17 protein-coding genes and 5 tRNA genes are annotated in these 17,716 nt (G+C 58.9%); 12 read left to right on the forward strand and 10 right to left on the reverse strand.

The genetic code is table 11. The features are described 5' to 3' along the window. Positions 1–51: 51 nt before the first annotated feature. The 7 genes from AFK65_RS06185 to pnuC all read left to right on the forward strand — a co-directional run bounded on the left by AFK65_RS06185 (position 52) and on the right by pnuC (position 2,961). Positions 52–127: transfer RNA gene (locus AFK65_RS06185), tRNA-Lys, on the forward strand. Between the two features lie 111 nt (positions 128–238). Beyond that, a tRNA-Val gene (locus tag AFK65_RS06190) sits at positions 239–314 on the forward strand. Between the two features lie 3 nt (positions 315–317). Further along, positions 318–393 (forward strand) — tRNA-Lys (locus tag AFK65_RS06195). 146 nt (positions 394–539) lie between these two features. Continuing rightward, positions 540–615, forward strand: a tRNA-Lys gene (locus AFK65_RS06200). Positions 616–713: 98 nt separating this feature from the next. After that, a tRNA-Lys gene (locus AFK65_RS06205) sits at positions 714–789 on the forward strand. 367 nt (positions 790–1,156) lie between these two features. Beyond that, positions 1,157–2,218 (forward strand): quinolinate synthase NadA, encoded by a 1,062-nt coding sequence (gene nadA, locus AFK65_RS06210; RefSeq protein ID WP_032804417.1) that lies wholly within the window; start codon positions 1,157–1,159, stop codon positions 2,216–2,218. A gap of 23 nt (positions 2,219–2,241) precedes the next feature. Continuing rightward, complete coding sequence (gene pnuC, locus AFK65_RS06215) at positions 2,242–2,961, forward strand: nicotinamide riboside transporter PnuC (protein ID WP_007706883.1); 720 nt, start codon at positions 2,242–2,244, stop codon at positions 2,959–2,961. On the opposite strand, the gene zitB is transcribed toward pnuC, so the two are convergent. Together zitB and AFK65_RS06225 are read right to left on the reverse strand one after the other, a co-directional pair. After that, positions 2,958–3,917, reverse strand: a complete 960-nt coding sequence (gene zitB, locus AFK65_RS06220; protein WP_038857683.1) for a CDF family zinc transporter ZitB — start codon at positions 3,915–3,917, stop codon at positions 2,958–2,960. The genes pnuC and zitB overlap by 4 nt on opposite strands. Positions 3,918–4,047: 130 nt before the next feature. Then, positions 4,048–4,440 (reverse strand): protein YbgS, encoded by a 393-nt coding sequence (locus AFK65_RS06225; protein WP_007706889.1) that lies wholly within the window; start codon positions 4,438–4,440, stop codon positions 4,048–4,050. A gap of 324 nt (positions 4,441–4,764) precedes the next feature. On the opposite strand from AFK65_RS06225, the gene aroG reads away from it, so the two are divergent. After that, positions 4,765–5,817 carry a 3-deoxy-7-phosphoheptulonate synthase AroG gene (aroG, locus tag AFK65_RS06230; RefSeq protein ID WP_007706891.1) on the forward strand — a complete coding sequence of 351 codons (1,053 nt, stop codon included), beginning with the start codon at positions 4,765–4,767 and terminating at the stop codon, positions 5,815–5,817. A 232-nt stretch (positions 5,818–6,049) separates the two neighbouring features. Here the strand turns inward: aroG and gpmA are convergent, their stop codons facing one another. The 7 genes from gpmA to modE all read right to left on the reverse strand — a co-directional run bounded on the left by gpmA (position 6,050) and on the right by modE (position 13,833). Continuing rightward, on the reverse strand, positions 6,050–6,802 hold the full coding sequence (gene gpmA / locus AFK65_RS06235; RefSeq protein ID WP_007706899.1) for a 2,3-diphosphoglycerate-dependent phosphoglycerate mutase: 753 nt from the start codon (positions 6,800–6,802) through the stop codon (positions 6,050–6,052). Between the two features lie 209 nt (positions 6,803–7,011). After that, complete coding sequence (gene galM, locus AFK65_RS06240; protein WP_007706902.1) at positions 7,012–8,052, reverse strand: galactose-1-epimerase; 1,041 nt, start codon at positions 8,050–8,052, stop codon at positions 7,012–7,014. Then, entirely contained in the window at positions 8,046–9,194 is a 1,149-nt protein-coding gene (galK, locus tag AFK65_RS06245; RefSeq protein WP_007706919.1) for a galactokinase, read from the reverse strand. Before galK ends, galM begins: the two co-directional genes overlap by 7 nt. A 2-nt stretch (positions 9,195–9,196) precedes the next feature. Continuing rightward, the gene (gene galT / locus AFK65_RS06250) at positions 9,197–10,243 is read right to left on the reverse strand and encodes a galactose-1-phosphate uridylyltransferase (RefSeq protein ID WP_015386877.1); all 1,047 of its coding nucleotides are present in this window, start codon (positions 10,241–10,243) and stop codon (positions 9,197–9,199) included. 10 nt (positions 10,244–10,253) lie between these two features. Next, positions 10,254–11,270, reverse strand: coding sequence for a UDP-glucose 4-epimerase GalE (gene galE, locus AFK65_RS06255; RefSeq protein WP_032973440.1), 1,017 nt, complete (start codon positions 11,268–11,270; stop codon positions 10,254–10,256). A gap of 227 nt (positions 11,271–11,497) precedes the next feature. Further along, positions 11,498–12,970, reverse strand: a complete 1,473-nt coding sequence (modF, locus tag AFK65_RS06260; RefSeq protein ID WP_032804420.1) for a molybdate ABC transporter ATP-binding protein ModF — start codon at positions 12,968–12,970, stop codon at positions 11,498–11,500. 71 nt (positions 12,971–13,041) lie between these two features. Then, positions 13,042–13,833 carry a molybdenum-dependent transcriptional regulator gene (gene modE / locus AFK65_RS06265; RefSeq protein ID WP_007706933.1) on the reverse strand — a complete coding sequence of 264 codons (792 nt, stop codon included), beginning with the start codon at positions 13,831–13,833 and terminating at the stop codon, positions 13,042–13,044. Between the two features lie 128 nt (positions 13,834–13,961). On the opposite strand from modE, the gene AFK65_RS20765 reads away from it, so the two are divergent. The 4 genes from AFK65_RS20765 to modC all read left to right on the forward strand — a co-directional run bounded on the left by AFK65_RS20765 (position 13,962) and on the right by modC (position 16,778). Then, on the forward strand, positions 13,962–14,111 hold the full coding sequence (locus AFK65_RS20765; protein WP_007706936.1) for an AcrZ family multidrug efflux pump-associated protein: 150 nt from the start codon (positions 13,962–13,964) through the stop codon (positions 14,109–14,111). A gap of 143 nt (positions 14,112–14,254) precedes the next feature. Beyond that, positions 14,255–15,031: a molybdate ABC transporter substrate-binding protein gene (gene modA / locus AFK65_RS06270; protein WP_007706944.1), complete on the forward strand. Its 777-nt coding sequence runs from the start codon at positions 14,255–14,257 to the stop codon at positions 15,029–15,031. Next, on the forward strand, positions 15,028–15,720 hold the full coding sequence (gene modB / locus AFK65_RS06275) for a molybdate ABC transporter permease subunit (protein WP_007706947.1): 693 nt from the start codon (positions 15,028–15,030) through the stop codon (positions 15,718–15,720). The genes modA and modB overlap by 4 nt, the downstream gene beginning before the upstream one ends. Further along, the gene (gene modC, locus AFK65_RS06280; RefSeq protein WP_007706950.1) at positions 15,720–16,778 is read left to right on the forward strand and encodes a molybdenum ABC transporter ATP-binding protein ModC; all 1,059 of its coding nucleotides are present in this window, start codon (positions 15,720–15,722) and stop codon (positions 16,776–16,778) included. Before modB ends, modC begins: the two co-directional genes overlap by 1 nt. Here modC and AFK65_RS06285 read toward each other — a convergent pair. Continuing rightward, the gene (locus AFK65_RS06285; protein WP_038857680.1) at positions 16,775–17,593 is read right to left on the reverse strand and encodes a pyridoxal phosphatase; all 819 of its coding nucleotides are present in this window, start codon (positions 17,591–17,593) and stop codon (positions 16,775–16,777) included. The genes modC and AFK65_RS06285 overlap by 4 nt on opposite strands. Positions 17,594–17,716: the final 123 nt, after the last annotated feature.

Consider the following 17,716-nt stretch of genomic DNA (forward strand, 5'->3'; position numbering starts at 1 on the left):
TATGCCGCCGTTGCCACGGGATACGAAACAAACCCGCGGTGGCGAAAATGTGGGTCGTTAGCTCAGTTGGTAGAGCAGTTGACTTTTAATCAATTGGTCGCAGGTTCGAATCCTGCACGACCCACCACTCGCTCAGGTGGTTTCAATGAGCGATATCGTGAAGGCAACGTGGCAACACGCTTCGTTAAGATTTTATCCCCTCCACGACTGACCACACGCAGTAAACCAGCGTAGTATCGGGTGATTAGCTCAGCTGGGAGAGCACCTCCCTTACAAGGAGGGGGTCGGCGGTTCGATCCCGTCATCACCCACCACTCGGGTCGTTAGCTCAGTTGGTAGAGCAGTTGACTTTTAATCAATTGGTCGCAGGTTCGAATCCTGCACGACCCACCAACGCTTCATGTGAAAACATGTGCGATATCGTGAAGGATAACGTTGCGAAGCAACGGCCCGAAGGGCGAGGCGAAGCCGAGTCATCCTGCACGACCCACCAACGCTTTTGTTGGTAAAGCAGTAAATCTTTCAGATAACACCCGTATGGGTCGTTAGCTCAGTTGGTAGAGCAGTTGACTTTTAATCAATTGGTCGCAGGTTCGAATCCTGCACGACCCACCACTGAAAGCGTGGGTGTTAACAGAAGGTGTGAAGGATAACGTTGTACAACAGCATTTATCTTCCACGGCCTCACTCTGAAAGAAAGCCGTTCCCGAAAGGGGTCGTTAGCTCAGTTGGTAGAGCAGTTGACTTTTAATCAATTGGTCGCAGGTTCGAATCCTGCACGACCCACCATCGCCTGATGTAGAAACAGAGGCGATATGTGAAGGATAACGTTGCGAAGCAACGGCCCGAAGGGCGAGCGAAGCGAGTCATCCTGCACGACACACCAGTGTAAAAAGGCGCCCTAAAGGCGCCTTTTTGCTTTTCAGACGTAACCTCATCCACACTCATCCGCACGCTGCAAAATGCTTCCCGCCATACGCTTGCTCACCTCTTTCATCCGATGATGCGCCATGCGCATCCCACGCCACCTTTTCCTGTGACTTTTCCCGAGCAATCCGCTATCTTGTTTAGCATATAAAACAAATGAAGCTGCCAGGTGGCTTTCAACGGCTCAGTAACGCGGCTTTAGTTAAGTGCAAAAAACGAGATGGTGCAAATGAGTGTAATGTTCGATCCCGAAGCCGCAATTTATCCATTCCCGCCAAAGCCCGCGCCGCTGAGTGCGGACGAGAAAGCCGTTTACCGCGAAAAAATTAAGCGTCTCCTTAAAGAACGCAATGCGGTCATTGTGGCGCACTACTACACCGACCCGGAGATCCAGGCGCTGGCCGAAGAGACGGGCGGCTGCATTTCTGACTCGCTCGAGATGGCGCGTTTTGGCGCGAATCACCCCGCCACCACGCTGCTGGTCGCGGGCGTGCGCTTTATGGGCGAGACCGCCAAAATCTTAAGTCCTGAAAAAACCATTCTGATGCCGACGCTACAGGCGGAGTGCTCGCTGGATCTCGGCTGCCCGGAAGAAGAGTTCGCCGCATTTTGCGACAGCCATCCGGATCGCACCGTGGTGGTGTACGCCAATACCTCGGCGGCGGTAAAAGCCCGCGCCGACTGGGTGGTGACATCCAGCATCGCCGTTGAGCTGATTGAACATCTCGACAGTCTCGGTGAGAAAATCATCTGGGCGCCGGACCGCCACCTGGGCCGCTATGTGCAAAAGCAGACCGGCGCAGATGTGCTCTGCTGGCAGGGCGCGTGCATCGTGCATGATGAGTTCAAAACGCAGGCGCTGGCGCGTATGAAGGCGCTCTACCCGGACGCCGCCGTGCTGGTGCACCCTGAGTCGCCGCAGGCGATTGTCGATATGGCCGATGCCGTTGGCTCCACGAGCCAGCTCATTAACGCCGCCAGAACGCTGCCGCACCCGCAGCTGATTGTGGCGACCGATCGCGGCATCTTTTACAAAATGCAGCAGGCCTGCCCGGAAAAAACGCTGCTTGAGGCGCCGACCGCAGGCGAGGGCGCGACCTGCCGCAGCTGCGCGCACTGTCCGTGGATGGCGATGAATGGCCTTCAGGCCATCGCAGAGGCGCTGGAGCATGGCGGCGCGGCTCATGAGATTCATGTCGACGCAGGCCTGCGAGAAGCCGCGTTAACGCCGCTTAACCGCATGCTGGATTTTGCGGCTACACTTCGTCTTTCGGTTAAAGGAAACGCGTAAGGATTTTACGCTTCGGGGATAATATGGATTTTTTTAGCGTACAAAACATTCTGGTGCATATTCCGCTTGGCGAGGGCGGGTATTCGTTATCATGGATCGAAGCCATCGGCACGCTCGCGGGACTGCTGTGCATCTGGCTGGCGAGCCTTGAGAAAATCGTTAACTACGTGTTCGGCTTAATCAACGTCACGCTGTTTGCGATTATTTTCTTCCAGATCCAGCTCTATGCGAGCCTGCTCTTACAGGTCTTTTTCTTTGTGGCGAATATTTACGGCTGGTACGCGTGGTCGCGCCAGAGCAGCGATAACCAGGCGGCGTTGCACATCCGCTGGCTGCCGCGCCCGAAAGCCTTCGGCTGGCTGGCGGTCTGCGTGGTGGCGATTGGGTTAATGACGCTCTGGATCGATCCCGTGTTTGCCTTCCTGACCCGCATTGCGGTGCAGGGAATGCACGCAGTCGGGCTTAACGTGACGGCGCCGCAGCTTCAGCCGGACGCTTTCCCGTTCTGGGATTCCTGCATGACGGTCTTGTCCGTAGTGGCGATGATCCTGATGACCCGTAAATATGTCGAAAACTGGCTGCTGTGGGTCATCATTAACGTGATTAGCGTGGTGATTTTCGCCCGCCAGGGCGTCTATGCGATGTCGCTGGAGTATCTGATCCTGACGTTTATCGCGCTCAACGGCAGCCGGATGTGGATCAAAGCGGCGTACGAGCGGGGCTCGCGCGCGCTGTCTCACTAATGTGAATGGCCGTGGGCGTGCGGTGTGGCGTCCCCGGCATTCAAATCGCAGTCTTTAACGCTGCAAGACTGGTATTCAAGCTGTACCGTCGCGTGGGCTATCTGGTAGTGATGGCGCAGATAATCGTGAATGCTCGCCATCAGGGCGTCATGATCGTGCGGCGGGATCACCTGCACATGCAGCGTCATCACCGGTTTTTCTCCTACCAGCCACAGATGCACATGATGTACGTCGCGCGCTTCCGGGATTTCGCGTACCAGCCTGCGGCGCAGTTGATCCACATCCACCGCCCGGGGCGCGCCTTCCAGCAGTTCATTCATGCTCTCCTGAAGCAGCCGCCAGGCGCTACGCAGCACGAGGCATGAGACCAGAATCGAGAGAATAGGGTCGATCGGCGTCCAGCCCGTCCAGAGAATAATCACCGCCGCCGCAATCGCGCCGACGGACCCCAGCAGATCGCCTAGCACATGCAGCGCCGCGGCGCGCACGTTCATGTTTTTCTCATCGCTGCCGCGGTGCAGGATCCAGAATGACAGCAGATTCGCCACCAGCCCCGCCACGGCGATACCGAGCATCGGCGCGCCCGCCACGGGTTGCGGCGTAATAAAGCGCGCGACAGCCTCCCAGACGATAATCGCGGTAATCACCAGCAGCGCCAGCGCATTCACGAAAGCGGCAAGCGTGGTTAAACGCAGTAACCCAAAAGTATGGCGCGCGTTCGGGCTGCGGCGTGCGAAGCGCACGGCCATCAGCGCCACCAGCAGCGCGGCGGCGTCGGTAAACATATGGCCGGCGTCGGCCAGCAGCGCCAGCGAGCCGGAAAGCAGGCCGCCGGCAATCTCCAGCACCATAAACGTGGCGGTCACCAGGAAGGCGATCAGCAGACGTTTGCTGTTACTGTTGGAGGAATGAGAATGCTCGTGGGGATCGTGCGTATGAGAATGGGAATGGGCCATAGCGTGTGTCGCTCAACATTTTTGTTGTGATTATCAATATCAGTTATTTGCGCGGCAACCGCGCGCTACCACAATAGCAAAAATAAAGGAGAGCCGAAGCTCTCCTTTTGTATTCAGGCGTTAAACGCGATTACTGGGAGGTACTGCCAGAGGTGCTCGGGCAGGCGTCGCCAGTACACTGTACGCTACCGGTCGTACCGGACGTGCTGCTGCCGGTGGCGCCCGCTTCACCGCTGGTGCTGTGCGCGGTGCCGGAAGAGGTGCCAGTCGCGGTACCGGTGCCGGTATTCACGCCGCTGTTTGCGGAGTTGGTGCCGGAGGTATTGATATTGCTGTTATCCACGCCGTTCGGAGCGACATTCTGTTTCGCGTCAGGCGCTACCTGGCCTGCGTTAGCGGCTGCGTTTGCAGAGCCGGTGTCGCTGCCGCCGGTTGAAGAACCGGAATCGGCGGCAAGCGCCGCGCCGCTGGCCAGAGTCAGAGTGGCGGTCAGAAAGAGTGAAGTCAGTTTATTCAGTTTCATAGTCATGCTCCTGTTCTGGTCGTTATTGCTGGATAACTTCTTCCAACAGTGCACTGCGAAAAAGTTGATCAGCGTGTGTGTTGCGGTCGAAAAAACCACACCATCGCCGAAAGGCAGTAGGTGATTCGGTAAAATGTATAAAACAGAGTGCTAACAATTAAAAAGTGTAGACTGGATCTCCCTTTACGCTACTTTCTGGCGTTTTTAAGTTAACTTCCAGGAATTTTCCGTGCGAAGTGTAAATGCGTGTTTACACTACTAACATGACAAGATAGATTGAGGGTATTGCATTACCACCAAACTGTAGGGCCTCCTGGAACCATCATGACTTATCAGAACGACGACTTACGTATTGAAGGTATTAACGAATTACTCCCGCCTGTCGCACTCCTGGAAAAATTTCCCGCTACTGAAAACGCTGCCGAAACCGTCTCAGCCGCGCGCCAGGCGATTCATCAGATCCTGCATGGCGACGACGATCGTCTGCTGGTGGTGATAGGTCCGTGCTCTATTCACGATCCGATGGCGGCCAAAGAGTATGCCTCGCGTCTGCTGCCGCTGCGTAAGGCGCTGAAGAACGAGTTGGAAATCGTCATGCGCGTCTATTTTGAAAAGCCGCGCACCACGGTGGGCTGGAAGGGGCTTATCAACGATCCGCATATGGACAACAGTTTCCAGATCAACGAGGGACTGAAGATTGCGCGTAAATTGCTGCTGGATATCAACGACACCGGCCTGCCGGCGGCGGGTGAGTTCCTGGATATGATTACGCCGCAATATATGGCGGATTTAATGAGCTGGGGCGCTATCGGCGCGCGTACCACCGAATCGCAGGTGCACCGCGAGCTGGCGTCCGGGCTTTCCTGTCCGGTTGGTTTTAAAAATGGCACCGACGGCACCATTAAAGTGGCGATTGACGCCATCAACGCCGCCAGCGCGCCGCACTGTTTCCTGTCGGTCACCAAGTGGGGCCACTCGGCTATCGTTAACACCAGCGGCAATAGCGACTGCCATATTATCCTGCGCGGCGGTAAAGCGCCGAACTACAGCGCGGCGCACGTCGCTGAGGTGAAAACCGGTCTTGAGAAAGCGGGTCTGAAGCCGCAGGTGATGATCGATTTCAGCCATGCCAACTCCAGCAAGCAGTTTAAGAAGCAGATGGACGTCGGCGCGGATGTCTGCGCGCAAATCGCCGGCGGCGAGAGCGCCATTATGGGCGTCATGATTGAAAGCCATCTGGTGGAAGGCAACCAGAGCCTGGAGAGCGGCGAGCCGCTGGTGTATGGCAAGAGCGTGACCGATGCCTGCATCGGCTGGGAAGACACCGACGCGATCCTGCGCCAGCTCGCCGACGCCGTGAAAGCGCGCCGCGGTTAAGTCGCTGTCTGAGAAGCTGCAAGAAAAGGTGGGTGCGCTAACGCTTACCCACCCTACATACCTCTCGCACCGTTGTAGGGCGGGTAAGCAAAGCGCACCCGCCGTCCCACGCGAAACGGCAGGGTCCTGTAGGGCGGGTAAGCACAGCGCACCCGCCATATCTGGCCACGGCACCCGCCAATAAAAAAGGCGTGATTTTCACCACGCCTTTTGCACACCTTACGGTTGCGAATTACTTCGCTTTACCCTGGTTCGCGACAGCGGCCGCTTTCGCTGCGATCTCGTCAGCATTGCCCAGGTAGTAGTGTTTAATCGGCTTGAAGTTCTCGTCGAACTCATACACCAGCGGCACGCCGGTCGGGATGTTCAGCTCAAGAATCTCTTCTTCGCTCATATTATCCAGGTATTTTACCAGCGCGCGCAGGGAGTTGCCGTGAGCGGCGATAATCACGCGCTCACCGCTTTTCAGGCGCGGCAGAATGGTTTCATTCCAGTAAGGGATAACGCGATCGATGGTCAGCGCCAGGCTTTCGGTCAGCGGCAGTTCCTGCTCGCTCAGTTTCGCGTAGCGCGGATCGTGGCCCGGGAAACGCTCGTCATCTTTGGTCAGCGCCGGCGGAGTCACCGCGAAGCCGCGACGCCACTGTTTCACCTGCTCGTCACCGTATTTTTCAGCGGTTTCGGCTTTGTTCAGACCCTGCAGGGCGCCGTAGTGACGCTCGTTCAGTTTCCAGGATTTTTCAACCGGCAGCCAGGCCTGATCCAGCCCGTCCAGGATGTTCCACAGCGTATGGATGGCACGTTTCAGCACGGAGGTATAAGCAAAGTCAAAGCTATAGCCTTCGTCTTTCAGCAGCTTGCCCGCGGCTTTCGCTTCGCTGACGCCTTTTTCAGACAGGTCAACGTCGTACCAACCGGTAAAGCGGTTTTCGTTGTTCCACTGGCTTTCGCCGTGACGAACCAGAACCAGCTTAGTAACAGCCATAGTATTACTCCTTCATAAGCCTGATTGAATGATAACAGTTATCATTATATTGCCGTGTTGAAGTTAGCGGCAACGTAAACCTTTAACATAGCGAAAATAGCGGTGTAGTGTAAGGCACATGTGAATCGGCGGTGATGTTTTTGTCAGTAACTGGCGGTAATAACAGCAACATGGCGAAAAAAAAGCCCTCTTTTAAAGAGGGCTGAGATTTACTGAGGAATAAAGTGATAGTGCGTGATGCTCTGGTATTCCTGATCCGGACGCAAAACGCAGTCCGGCTGCGGCCACTCCGGGTGGTTGGGGCTGTCCGGCAGGAATTCACTCTCCAGCGCCAGCCCTTGCCAGGCGCTGTAAGTGCCCTGTTCGCGGGCGGGCGTGCCTTCCAGATAGTTGCCTGAGTAGAACTGCAACGCCGGCGCGGTGGTGTAGACCGTCATTTTGAGCTTTTCATCGCTCGACCAGACGTGCGCCGCAGGCTGTTCCAGATCGCCTTTCGCGTCCAGCAGCCAGGCGTGGTCATAGCCTTTTACGCGCTGCTGGCCTTCGTCTTTCAGGAAATCCTGCGCGATTTTTTTCGGCTCGCGGAAATCAAAACCGGTTCCCGCGACGTCCGCCAGACCCTCGCGCGGAATGCCCTGCTCGTCAACCGGCAGATAGCGCCCTGCGAAGAGTTGCAGGCGATGGCCGCGCACGTCGTTCTGCTCGCCGTCCAGGTTGAAATAGGCGTGATTCGTAAGGTTGACCGGACACAGTTTATCCACGCGGGCGCGATATTCAATGCTGATGCGGTTATCGTCGGTCAGGCGGAAATGCGCGGTGGCGCGCAGCTCGCCGGGATAACCCTGGTCGCCATCCTGCGAATCCAGCGTATAAAGCACTTCCTGCCCGTTCTGGCGCACAATGCGCCAGCGGCGTTTGTCGAACCCTTCCGGGCCGCCATGCAGCTGGTTTTCACCCTGGCTCGGCGTCAGGGAATATGTCTTGCCATCCAGCGTAAATCGCGACTGCGCGATGCGGTTGGCGTAACGGCCCACCGACGCGCCGAGAAACGCGGTCTGCTCAAGCCAGACTTCCGGGCTCGGACAGCCCAGCAGCGTTTCGCGCACGCTGGCGTCTTTCATCGGGACGCGGGCCGACAGCAGCGTCGCGCCCCAGTCCATCACGGTCACGACCATCCCTGCGGCGTTGCGCAGGGTGGAGATACGATACGGCTGGCCATCCGGGGCCAGTTGTGGCGTCTCTTTTAGCACAGACCTGCTCCTTCTGAAGGTTTGCACACGTAAAACGTTTCTTTAATACCGGTGCGCGCTTCGTACTGCGCCTCCACGGCAGCCTGCACTTCCGGCACGATAGCTTCCGGCACCAGCGCCACGACGCAGCCGCCGAAGCCGCCGCCCGTCATGCGCACGCCGCCCTGGTCACCGATTACCGATTTCACAATCTCCACCAGAGTATCGATCTGCGGAACGGTAATTTCAAAGTCGTCGCGCATCGAGGCGTGAGATTCCGCCATCAGTTTGCCCATCCGGCTCAGGTCGCCTTTCGCCAGCGCGTCAGCCGCTTCCACGGTGCGGGCGTTTTCAGTCAGGACATGGCGCACGCGTTTAGCCACAATCGGGTCAAGCTCATGCGCCACGGCGTTAAATTGATCCAGGCTCACGTCGCGCAGCGCTTTTTGCGTGAAGAAACGCGCGCCGGTTTCGCACTGCTCGCGGCGGGTGTTGTACTCGCTGCCGACCAGCGTGCGTTTAAAATTACTGTTGATAATAACGACCGCGACGCCCTGCGGCATCGGTACGGCTTTGGTGCCGAGGCTGCGGCAGTCGATAAGCAGCGCATGGTCTTTTTTGCCGAGCGCGGAGATCAACTGATCCATGATCCCGCAGTTGCAGCCGACGAACTGGTTTTCCGCTTCCTGGCCGTTCAGAGCGATCTGCGCGCCGTCGAGCGAAAGGTGATAGAGGTGGCGGAACACGGTGCCGACCGCCACTTCCAGCGACGCGGAAGAGCTTAAGCCCGCGCCCTGCGGCACATTGCCGCTGATCACCAGATCGGCGCCGCCGAAGCCAGGGTCGCGCTGTTGCAGATGCTTCACCACGCCGCGCACATAGTTCGACCACTGCTGGCTGTCGTGCGTCAGAATCGGCTCATCGAGAGAAAACTCATCGGTTTGGTTATCGTAATCGGCGGCAACCACGCGCACGCGGCGGTCGTCACGCTTCGCGCAGCTGATCACCGTCTGGTAATCGATAGCGCAGGGCAGCACGAAACCGTCGTTATAGTCGGTGTGCTCGCCAATAAGGTTAACGCGGCCCGGCGCCTGAATATGGGTGGTGGCAGGGTAGCCGAATTTTTCGGCAAACAGGGCGTGTGTCTTTTCTTTCAGGCTCATTGTTATTCTCCGGATTCGCGAAAATGGACGTCGCTGACGGCGCGCAGGCGCTCTGCCGCCTGTTCGGCGGTTAAATCACGCTGGGTTTCCGCCAGCATTTCATACCCCACCATAAATTTACGTACCGTGGCGCTGCGCAGCAGCGGCGGGTAGAAGTGGGCGTGAAGCTGCCAGTGCGTGTTCTCTTCGCCATTGAACGGCGCGCCGTGCCAGCCCATCGAGTAGGGGAACGAGGTCTGGAACAGGTTGTCGTAGCGGCTGGTGAGTTTTTTCAGCGCCACCGCAAGGCAGCTGCGCTGCGCGTCAGTCAAATCGGTCATGCGCAGAATGTGCGTTTTCGGCAGCAGCAGCGTTTCAAACGGCCATGCCGCCCAGTACGGCACCACCGCCAGCCAGTGTTCGGTTTCCACCACGGTGCGGCTGCCGTCTGCGAGCTCACGCTGGGCGTAATCCACCAGCATCGGCGAGCCTTGCTGTTCGAAATACTCGCGCTGCAGCCTGTCTTCACGCTCGGCTTCATTCGGCAGGAAGCTGTTGGCCCAAATCTGACCGTGCGGATGCGGGTTAGAGCAGCCCATCGCCGCGCCTTTATTTTCAAACACCTGCACCCACGGGTAGGTTTTCCCCAGCTCAGCCGTTTGCGTCTGCCAGGTGTTCACCACTTCTTCGAGCGCGGGCAGCGTCAGCTCCGGCAGCGTTTTGCTGTGATCCGGCGAGAAGCAAATCACGCGGCTGGTGCCGCGGGCGCTCTCAAGACGCATCAGCGGATCGGCGCTTTGCGGCGCGTCCGGCGTATCGGTCATCAGCGCGGCGAAATCGTTGGTAAACACATAGGTGCCGGTGTACTGCGGGTTTTTATCCCCGGTGACGCGGGTGTTGCCGGGGCAGAGAAAACAATCGGGATCGTGCTGCGGCAGCGTCTGTTTCGCAGGCGTTTCCTGCGCCCCCTGCCAGGGGCGCTTGGCGCGATGCGGCGAAACCAGAATCCATTGTCCGGTCAGCGGGTTATAACGACGGTGCGGATGATCCACGGGGTTAAACTGTTCCATCTGACTTCCTTTAATCGGGATAACCTTGGGGATGACGTGACTGCCAGCGCCAGGTGTCGTCCGCCATTTCCTGTAATGAACGCGTCACGCGCCAGTTCAGATCCTGGTCTGCTTTGGTGGCGTCCGCCCAGTACGCGGGCAGATCGCCGTCGCGGCGCGGCGCGAAGTGATAATTGATAGGCTTGCCGCAGGCTTTGCTGAACGCGTTCACGACATCCAGCACGCTGCTGCCGACGCCTGCGCCGAGGTTGTAGATATGCACGCCCGGCTTATCGGCCAGTTGTTGCATCGCGGCAACGTGGCCGTCGGCGAGATCCATGACGTGGATATAGTCGCGCACGCCGGTGCCGTCTTTGGTCGGGTAATCGTTACCGAAAACCGCCAGCGACTCACGACGGCCTACCGCCACCTGCGCGATATACGGCATCAGGTTGTTCGGGATGCCCTGCGGATCTTCGCCCATATCGCCCGACGGATGCGCGCCGACCGGGTTGAAATAACGCAGCAGCGCGATGCTCCACTCCGGGCAGGCTTTTTGCAGGTCGGTCAGGATCTGCTCGACCATCAGCTTGCTTTTGCCATACGGGCTTTGCGGCGTGCCGGTCGGGAAGCTTTCGACGTAAGGGATTTTCGGCTGGTCGCCGTAGACGGTCGCGGAGGAGCTGAAAATAAAATTGGTGACGCCCGCGGCGCGCATGGCGGAGATCAGGCGCAGCGTACCGTTGACGTTATTGTCGTAATACTCCAGCGGTTTCGCGACGGATTCGCCGACCGCTTTCAGACCGGCGAAATGGATCACCGTATCGATAGAATAGTCGTGGAAAATCTCGCGCAGCAGCGCTTCATCGCGGATATCGCCATCGATAAACGTCGCGGCCTTGCCGCCCAGACGCTCAATCACCGGCAGCACGCTGCGCTTGCTATTGCAGAGGTTATCAAGGATGACCACATCATGATTGTTTTGCAGCAGCTGCACACAGGTATGACTTCCGATGTAACCGCTACCACCCGTTACCAGAACTCGCATATTTGGCTCCATTACGCTTATGGTATGTATTAACCATAGCATAACAGAGAGCCAAAAAGTGTGACATGGGATAAATTAGTGGAATCGTTTACACAGGTTTTCACTCAGTGGGCTGACAACGCTAAGCCATTGTAAAACAAAACGCGACGCGCGCATTTGCAGCTAATCTGAAAGTGAAAGCGGGAGGCGGGCAGGGAAACGCCCGGCCCGCGTCAAAACGCTGTGCGTTAACGCAGCGTATCGAACTGATAACGGTAGCTGTCGCCGTCAGGAATGAAGGTTAAACGGTGGGTCATGCACTGCGGCGCGTCTTCGGCGTGGTGCGAGACAAACAGCAACTGCGTTTCGCCCTCGCTAATCAGCACATCCACAAAACGGCGCACCAGCTGGCGGTTCAGCGGGTCGAGCCCCTGCAACGGCTCATCAAGGATCAGCAGCGTCGGGTGTTTCACCAGCGCGCGCACTATCAGCGCCAGCCGCTGCTGACCCCAGGAGAGGCTGTGAAACGGCGCGTCGGCGGTGGCGTCGTTCATGCCGAGAATATCGAGCCATTCGCGCGTCAGCTGCTGCTGGCGGTCCGAGACGGCCTGATAAATGCCGATGGAATCGAAATAACCGGAAAGGATCACGCTGCGCACCGAGGCGCTGACGCGGTAATCGAGATGCAAACTGCTGCTGACATAGCCGATATGCTTTTTGATATCCCAGATGGTTTCGCCGCTGCCGCGGCGACGTCCGAAGAGCGTCAGGTCATTGCTGTAGCCCTGCGGATGGTCGCCCGTCACGAGGCTTAACAGCGTCGATTTCCCCGCGCCGTTGGGGCCGACGATTTGCCAGTGTTCGCCGGGGCGCACCGTCCAGCTCAGATCGTTCAGAATCGGGCGGTCGTTATACGAGACCACCCCGTTTCGCAGCACAATGCGCGGTTCGGCGGCACTCAGCGAGTGGCGCGCCGCGGGCTCGTCCGCTTCCGGCAGTCGTACGCCCGACAGCTTCTCGCTGTGGGCCAGCTGCGCCACCAGGGCCTGGTTCAGTAGTGTGGCTTTATCGCCTGTCTCCACCAGCGTGCAGTCCGCCACCACGCCCGCGTGCTGCACAAAATCGGGGATCTCATCAAAGCGGTTCAGGATCAGCACCAGCGTCAGGCCCTGCGCGCTCAGCTCGCCAAGCAGCCGCGCGAGCTGTTCGCGTGAGGCGACATCGAGGCCGTCGAACGGCTCGTCGAGGATCAGTAAATCGGGCTGCGACATCAGCGCCTGGCAGAGCAGCGTTTTGCGGGTTTCGCCGGTGGAGAGATATTTAAAGCGCCGCGCCAGCAGCGCATCGATGCCGAATCGCGCCGCCAGCGCCGCGCAACGCGCCGGATCGTGCACCTCATCCTGAATAATCTGCGCGGTGGTGCGCCCGGTGTCGTCTTCGTCCGGGCTCAGCATATCGGTGTTATTGCGCTGCCACTCGGCGCTGACCAGTTTTTGCAGTTGTTCAAACGAGAGCAGGGCGATGCGGGAAAACTGGCATACGCAATCGCCTTTCTCTGTCGTGAGCTCGCCCGCCAGCGCCCGCGCGAGTGACGATTTGCCGCTGCCGTTAGCGCCGACAAACGCCCAGCTCTCGCCCGCGTGGATAATCAGGTCCTCAATATGAAGCGCGCGCGTATCGCCAATGCGAAACGTGCCTTGCATAATTTGCAACGTTGTCATCCCGTATCCCATTTTTTGCAGCATAAAACCACAGGGATACGTTTTTCACGGCGCGATGTCAACGGCTGCGGTTAACAGAGGGTGGCGACGATCACGCTGTCGGCGTTAAACCAGGCGGTCACCGTCAGGCCTTCCTGCGGGTTTAACGCCTGCGCGGCTTCCGGTGTTAGCGTGGCGCAGAGCGTCTGGCCGTCATGCAGGGTCAGGATAATTTCGCAGTGTTGTGGGGTGCGGGCGATATGACTGATGGTGCCGGCGAGCTGGTTATCGGCGTGAGCGGCCTCCTGCGGATCGCGGGTCAGATGCACCCACGGCGCTTTAACGAGCGCCAGCACCTCTTTGCCCGGCGAAAGCGCCAGCCGCTCAGCGCTCTGCGTGGTGACCGCGGCGTTGATTCGCGTGCCGCTCCCGGCGAGCGCAATTTCGATAGTCTCCTGAACCGGGCAGGCGTCGCGGCTGATCACTTCGCCGAACCACTGGTTACGGGCGCTGGTTTGCAGCGAGAAGCGGGCGATGGCGGCCAGCAGGCTGTCCAGCGGCAGCGCGTCGTCAGAAAGCGCGTTAAACGCCTTTTGCTGTATTTGGCCCAGCAGATCGTAGAGCGCGATAAGCCGCTCGCCGTAAGGCGTCACCTGCGCGCCGCCGCCCCCTTTGCCGCCGGTGGCGCGCTCCACCAGCAGTTTATCGCCAAGCTGGTTCATCTCGTTGATGGCGTCCCACGCGCTTTTATAGCTGATGCCCGCGAGTTTCGCGCCCTGACTGATGGAGCCCGTGAGCGCCACCTGTTTCAGCAGATTGATGCGCCGCGGGTCGGCAAAAATTTTGTCGTGCAGTTTAAGCGTAAGGAGAATATCGGCCTGCATGGTGGCCTCCAGCCGGGCAAAAGACTATTGTGAAGGAAAGCGGCGGCTCGGCGCAAATGGCACAAAAGGGCAGGATGTTTCGTGCGGATGCCGCTAGAATGACGGTTTACTGTTTTCAGGAGGCAACCATGTTCGAGTTGTTGAAAAGTCTGGCATTTGCCGTGATTATGGTGCCGGTGGTGATGGCCGTGATCCTGGGGTTAATCTGGGGCCTCGGTGAAGTGTTCAATATCTTCTCCGGCGTCGGTCACAAAGACCAGTCTAAACAGCACCGCTGATTCCCCCCGCGCCCGGCTTTGCCGGGCGTTTTCCTCTCTGCGCCCTCAAGCCGCCGCTTTTTTTGCCGATAGATAATTGCTGGGAAAACCCTGCCCGCAGCGTTATATTATTTCTTATATAACGAAACGGTAAGGAGCAGGTCATGGCAACATTATGGGTAAAACTGGCGCTCGGCGTCACCTTAAGCGCGGGCGCGGTCGGCGCTTCTCTGGCGCAGGACAACACGGTCACCGTGTTCGCCGCCGCGTCGCTGACCAACGCGATGCAGGATATCGCCAAAGACTATGCCAAAGGGCATGAGGTGAAAGTGGTCTCGTCGTTCGCGTCCTCTTCCACGCTCGCGCGCCAGATAGAAGCCGGGGCGCCGGCGGATATTTTTATCTCCGCCGATCAGAAGTGGATGGATTACGCCGCCGATAAAAAAGCGATTGACGCGCCGAGCCGTAAAACGCTCCTCGGCAATAGTCTTGTGGTGGTGGCGCCGGCGAAAAGCGCGCAGGGCGATATCGTGATTAACCGCAGCACCGACTGGAAAAGCCTGCTGAAAGGCGGCCGTCTGGCGGTGGGCGATCCGGCGCATGTCCCGGCCGGGATTTACGCGAAAGAGGCATTGCAAAAACTCGGCGCGTGGGAGACGCTCTCCGCTCAGCTCGCGCCTGCGGAAGATGTCCGCGGCGCGCTGGCGCTGGTGGAGCGCGGCGAAGCCCCGCTGGGCATCGTCTATGGTTCTGACGCCGTGGCGAGTCACGGCGTGAAAGTGGTTGGCACCTTCCCGGAGGATTCCCATCAGAAAGTGGAATATCCGCTGGCGATCATCGACGGGCATAACAACCCGACGGTCAGCGCGTTTTACCGCTATCTGCAGGGCCCGGAAGCTGCCGCAGTGTTTAAACGATACGGATTTACAACCAGCCAATGATGTTGACGGAACCCGAATGGCAGGCGGTACTGCTTAGCCTGAAAGTCTCTACACTTGCGGTACTTATCAGTTTGCCCTTCGGGGTGCTTCTCGCCTGGGTGCTGGTGCGCTGCACTTTCCCGGGCAAAACGCTGCTGGATGGCGTGATTCATCTGCCGCTGGTGCTGCCGCCGGTGGTGGTCGGCTATCTGCTGCTGGTGGTGTTTGGCCGCCGCGGTCTGATAGGCGAATGGCTTTACGATCTCTTCGGCATCACGCTCGCCTTTAGCTGGCGCGGGGCGGTGCTCGCCTCGGCGGTGATGGCGTTCCCGCTGATGGTGCGCGCCATTCGCCTGGCGCTGGAGGCGGTCGATATCCGTCTTGAGGCGGCGGCCCGTACGCTCGGCGCCGGGCGCTGGCGCGTCTTTTTCACCATCACGCTGCCGTTGACGCTGCCGGGCATTATCGTCGGCACCGTGCTGGCCTTTGCCCGCTCGCTTGGCGAGTTCGGCGCGACCATTACCTTTGTTTCCAATATTCCGGGCGAAACCCGCACATTGCCGTCGGCGATGTATACGCTCATTCAGACGCCGGGCGGCGAAAGCGCCGCCGCGCGCCTGTGCGTGATCGCCATTGCGCTGGCGCTCTGCTCGCTGATGTTTTCTGAATGGCTGGCGCGCCAGAGCCGCCGCCGTCTGGGAGCGTCCTGATGCTGGAGCTGAATTTCACCCAGGTGCTCGGCAAGCATCGCCTGACGGTTAACGAAACCCTGCCGGGGAGCGGCATTACCGCCGTGTTTGGCGTGTCGGGCGCGGGCAAAACGTCCCTGATTAACGCCATTAGCGGGCTGACCCGCCCGCAGCACGGACGCATTGTGTTAAACGATCGCGTGCTGAGCGACACCGAAACCGACACCTTTCTGCCGCCGGAAAAACGCCGCGTCGGCTATGTCTTTCAGGATGCGCGCCTCTTTCCGCATTATAAAGTGCGCGGCAACCTGAAATATGGCATGGCGAAAGAGATGGCGTCGCAGTTCGACAAACTGGTGACGCTGCTCGGCATCGAGCCGCTGCTCGACCGTTTGCCGGGCACGCTCTCGGGCGGTGAAAAACAGCGCGTGGCGATTGGCCGCGCGCTGCTGACGGCGCCCGAGCTGCTGCTGCTTGACGAACCGCTCGCCTCGCTCGACGTGCCGCGCAAGCGCGAACTGCTGCCGTACCTGCAACGGCTGGCGCGCGAAATCAATATCCCGATGCTCTACGTCAGCCATTCGCTGGAGGAGATCCTGCATCTGGCTGATAAAGTGCTGGTGCTGGAGCAGGGCGAGGTGAAAGCGTTCGGCAGCCTGGAGGATATCTGGGGCAGCAGCGTGATGTACCCGTGGCTGCCGCCCGAGCAGCAGAGCAGCGTGCTGAAAGTCACGGTGCTTGAGCACCACCCGCATTACGCGATGACGGCGCTGGCGCTGGGCGATCAGCACCTGTGGGTTAATCGTATCGAAAAGCCGCTTCAGACGGCGCTGCGCATTCGCATTCAGGCGTCTGACGTGTCGCTGGTGCTACAGCCGCCGCTGCAAAGCAGCATCCGCAATATTCTGCGCGCCCGTGTGGCGCAGTGTTACGACGACAACGGGCAGGTGGAAGTGCAACTGGAGGTGGGCTCGCGCACCCTTTGGGCGCGCATCAGCCCCTGGGCGCGCGACGAGCTGGCCATCAAGCCCGGCCTGTGGCTCTACGCCCAGATAAAAAGCGTGTCGATAACGACTTAAAGCACCCACTGACGCAGCGCGTCGGCAATGCTGGCCTCGCTATTGGGGCCGATGACTTTGTCGGCGTGCGATTTCACGACGTCGTCGGCGTTGCCCATGGCGATGCCAAGCCCGGCGCGCTCCAGCATGGAGATGTCGTTATGGTTATCTCCGAACGCCACCACCTGATCCATCGCTAATCCCTGCGATTCCACCCACTGCGCCAGGCGTTTGCCCTTGCTGTTGCCAGGCGCTGCCACATCGACCTGATCGTGCCATGACCATTCGCAGGCGAGGCCCAGCTCGCGCTCAATCGTCAACGCGAGGCTTTGCAGACGCGGAATGTCTTCCCCGGTGAGCGCGAATTTCCAGATATTGTCCACCGAGCGGGCCGCCTCGCGCAGCGAATCGACCTGGCGGAACACCGGGCGCTGCGCTTCAGGCAGGCGCAGCGCCCAGTTCTGAGTGCGCTCGATATGGCCGCAGGCGTGTTCATACAGCATCGCGTCATCCATATACATCAGCGCCGGGATTCCCGCGTCGCTCAGTAATTCCAGCAGCCTTTCAGCCTGCTGCGGGCTCATCGGATCGGCGGTGATGACCTTTTCCGCTTGATAATCATACAAATAAGTGCCATTACAACAAATGGCAGGTGTATCGAGCGCCAGTGCCTGATAAAAAGAATGGATGGCATTATGGTGGCGCCCGGTGACGATCACCGGTTTCAGCCCGGCCGCTTTCGCGCGCGCCAGCGCGTCGAGGGATTCCGGGAGGATGGTTTTTTGAGCGGTTAACAACGTGCCGTCTAAGTCGAGAGCGATTACGCGAAAAGTCATGCAGGTTTCCAGGTCGTCAGTCAGATATCCGGTTGATGGTACACCGCGACAGACGTCGCGCGAAACCCGCATGGCCTGCGTCGGCACAGGAAGATAAAACACGCTACCCTTGAAACAGTCTTT

It is taken from the genome of Cronobacter universalis NCTC 9529 (assembly GCF_001277175.1).
In the GTDB taxonomy this organism is placed as follows: Bacteria; Pseudomonadota; Gammaproteobacteria; order Enterobacterales; family Enterobacteriaceae; genus Cronobacter; species Cronobacter universalis.